The organism is Pseudomonas sp. NPDC087614 (assembly GCF_044743485.1).
Classification (GTDB): domain Bacteria; phylum Pseudomonadota; class Gammaproteobacteria; order Pseudomonadales; family Pseudomonadaceae; genus Aquipseudomonas; species Aquipseudomonas baetica_A.
In genome coordinates, this window is sequence record NZ_JBIUWN010000013.1 from 99,253 (window position 1) to 102,452 (window position 3,200).

1 protein-coding gene and 1 pseudogene are annotated in these 3,200 nt (G+C 59.5%); both read right to left on the bottom strand.

Annotated features, from left to right (window positions below; genetic code table 11):
• Positions 1–2,210: pseudogene (locus ACIOWA_RS07930) on the bottom strand (hypothetical protein); the annotation flags it as partial.
• A 513-nt stretch (positions 2,211–2,723) separates the two neighbouring features.
• A partial coding sequence (locus ACIOWA_RS07935; RefSeq protein WP_401159161.1) for a transposase occupies positions 2,724–3,200 on the bottom strand: 477 nt, incomplete at its 5' end.

Here is a 3,200-nt window from a genome sequence, read left to right on the forward strand (position 1 = left end):
ACTTCATTGCCGCTCGGCGAGCCCTTGACTGAGGTCAGCGTAGGCGCGGTGGCTGCGGTCACGGTCAGGGTTCTGGCCGCCGACTCGGCACCTGTGCCATACAAGGCCTTGGCCTTGAAGCTGTGCGCGGCGACCGTCAGGTCTGACACCGGGAACGTCCACACGCCATTGGTAGCGGTCGTTCGGCCTTTGGCGGTGGCACCATCGAATATCTCGACTTCCTGGCCTTTGGCAGCGGCTCCGGACAGCGTGACGGCGGTTTCTACCGTAAAACCATTCTGCGGAATCTCGCGCCCACTGGGCGAGCCCATCACGGAGTCGAGCGTCGGCGGTATTAATTCCACCGGTTCGCCGATGACAAACTCCAGCACATTCGAATAACTGGTCGTGTTGCTCGCCGCCCGGAAGATTTCGTAGTGCACCTGCACTTTTTTCCCGCGATTAGGTTCGATGTGCTGGGCCACAAACGCCGCGTTCAGCGGGAAAGCCACGTCCCTGTCCTTGGACAGTGCATTGAGTTTTTTAAAGTCGGTAACAGGCTCATTGCCTTCAACGATCCAGAAATACTTCACGATATCGTTGGCCTCGCTCGGAACAGCCACCGGCCGTGGCGCGGTGATTTTGCTGACACCACCGGGCAGGTCTTTGGGGTCCAGCACGCCATCCTTTTCCCCCTGCACGATGGGTTTCACCAGTTCGCGTTGCGCTTCGCCAATGTTCAACAGCGAGGCGTGCAGGGACGCGCGACGGGTGATGGTGCCGTCTTCATCGCTCAGCAGGCAGTACGACAGACGCAGCGTGCCGCCCTCGATGGTTTTGCCGTGTTCGCCGGCGACGGTGACGATGAACCCTTCGGGGGCATTGGCCTCGTCTTCGCTGGGGGAATACCAGTCCAGGTCCGGGTCGTAGGTGGTCAGGTCGGGCCGGGTGCCGAACCATTTCAGTTCGATCGCGTTCTCCGGGGTGATCAGTGGATCGGGGGGAATGCAGATGCGGTATTCGGGCGCGTCGGGGTCGAGCGCGCCACTGATCTGGTCGATTGCGATGGGCGCGGCCAGGCGTGTCGGTTCACCGATAACGCTGTAGGCGCGGGACTTGGATATGGAATTGTCGACCACGGTGCCGCCGCGGCGTACATGATAGGAGTACACCACCGTGAGTTTGGCCAAGGTACGCAGGGTGCTGTTCTTGTGCGCGATCGAGACCCGCACTGGCGGCGTGCTTTCAATACGCTGGATCACCACTTCGCTGATCTCTTTACCTTCGTCGTCGGTACCGAAGACGCTGAGGTAGATCTCGTCGTACTTTTTGAAGATGTTCACGTCCTCCGCCCAGACTTCCACCAGCGGCTGTTCGTCCCCCAGCACCTCCAGATCGACGATGAGACCGTCGGCGTGTTTGAGGATGGGCGCACCCAGGCGCAAGCCCTGGGTGTCGACGACAATACGCACGGCCTCGCACCAGTCTTCGGACTCGTTGTACACGCGGTCGCGGATCTTGTAGCTGACCGACACGCCGTCGGAGTCTCCGGCTGAGAGGATGGTGGACTGGTCGGCCAGCACCACGATGGGATTACCCTCCGGATCGTCGATCTGTTCCTGGGTGACGGGCTCGGACTCCACGGTTTTCCCGGCCCAGGCCAGGATGAGCACGTCACCGACGGCGCAGTTCAGGTAGAGCCAGCCATCGCCGGGCTTGGGTTTGGCGTAGATCAGCACGCCTGCCTCGGCGGTGGCCTTGTCGACACCGTCGCGCACCACATCCGGCGGATCGAAGGCCATGGTCAGTTCGGAGTGGCCATAGTCGGGATTAATATCCTGGCCACCGGGCAGTTCGAGTTTGACGAAGAGCTTGATCATCGGTCCTGGCTCGGCCCTCTGCCCGAAACGCGTGATCTGGTAAGACAGCTCCCAGTCGCCGCTGGGCAAGCGCGGCGGCTCGATGAACAGAGTGACGTGCTTGTCCACCTCGATGTCTTCGGTGATGGTCTTTTGCGCGACCATGGTGGTGCCCAGGTACACCTTGCAGTTATCGCTCTTGCTCATGTTGTTCCAGGCGGGAACCTGGACTTTCAACCCCTTGTCGGGATAGTTGAGTCGTGCAGCGGCGAGGTTGACGCCCCTGGAGCCGTCATCCAGCATCCGGCCGCCGGGGATTTCCGGATCGAGCAAGGCCAGGACGGAGATTGGTTTGCGCGGTTGGACGAGCATCGCGGGGCACTCCTGCCGAAGGTGGGGCGATGGAGTGATTAGGGGATAAAACCGGGGAATGCGCACCTGTCAGATCTGACAGGTGTACGTTGAATTCAGACGAACGGTATCGTTGCTTTTCAGTTCGTGACCGGAAATCCATTCTCTGACGTAGAGAACGGATTTCACGGTTTGACATCAAGCAGGGCAATCGCGATTTTAATAGCGTATTTCACTCCGCGAGTCAGCGAATCCCGACAATATTCGAGGCATGCCCGAATTCTTTCGCGTCGCCATAGCCGCCCCAAACCAGATACTTGGTTCTTCTACTTTTGAATGGCCACCAATCGCTGCCCCTATCGGTAGACCAATAATGGTGATTTCCCATGGGCCATGATGCGCCATACGCGGCGTGTATTTCGTTCAATTCCCCCATGCTGGGAATACGTGCCCCAACTGCGGCGACGTTCCTGTTGGCCATGTTCCAGCCACCATTCCGGCGTTTTTCAAGGTTGTTGTCGCGTCGCCGTCTAACTATGCCGCTCTTTTCTCGGTCTGCTGCTGCCGATCCGGGTTCAACATCACAGTGCCCATCGGCTCCCAGTTTCTTGTCTGGCCAGACCAGCGTTCCGGGCATTTCTCCCGAGCTTGCTCGTACAGCTCATGACGCCGAGCCAGGATCTGATGATCCTGACCACGGTGCCGTTCGGCCGGGGTCACGAAGCGGATTCGGCTGTGCCGGTGTTCGTGGTTATACCAGCGCATAAAATCCCTGACCCAGGCGCGTGCCGCGTCCAGACTGGCAAAGCCATCTGCCGGCCATTGTGGGCAGTATTTCAACGTCCGGAACAGTGATTCCGAGTACGGGTTGTCATTGCTAACACGCGGTCGGCCACGGGACGGCGTGATGCCCAGGTCATACATTTTGCTCAACAGCGTCAGCGATTTCATCGGCGCACCATTGTCCGAGTGCAGTACCAGTGGATCGTGCAAACACTGCTCGCCGATCAC